The 280-nt window shown below is 35.0% G+C and carries 1 pseudogene; it reads left to right on the top strand.

What is annotated here, in order from left to right:
- Window positions 1–280: pseudogene (gene crtM / locus GUI70_RS25570) on the top strand (4,4'-diapophytoene synthase CrtM); the annotation flags it as partial.

Here is a 280-nt window from a genome sequence, read left to right as displayed (position 1 = left end):
ATGGCCCTTCAGCATGTTGCACAACATAAAAATATCGCCTTTCAATCTTTTTATAATCTCATTGATACTGTATATAAAGATCAACATTTTACAATGTTTGAAACGGACGCTGAATTATTCGGATATTGTTATGGTGTTGCTGGTACAGTAGGTGAAGTATTGACGCCGATTTTAAGTGATCATGAAACACATCAGACATACGATGTCGCAAGAAGACTTGGTGAATCGTTGCAATTGATTAATATATTAAGAGATGTCGGTGAAGATTTTGACAATGAAC

The sequence above is a fragment of the Deinococcus alpinitundrae genome (assembly GCF_009982895.1).
Taxonomy (GTDB): domain Bacteria; phylum Deinococcota; class Deinococci; order Deinococcales; family Deinococcaceae; genus Deinococcus; species Deinococcus alpinitundrae.
Note: the sequence above shows the minus strand (reverse complement) of the source record. Positions and strands in the feature narration are given on the sequence as shown.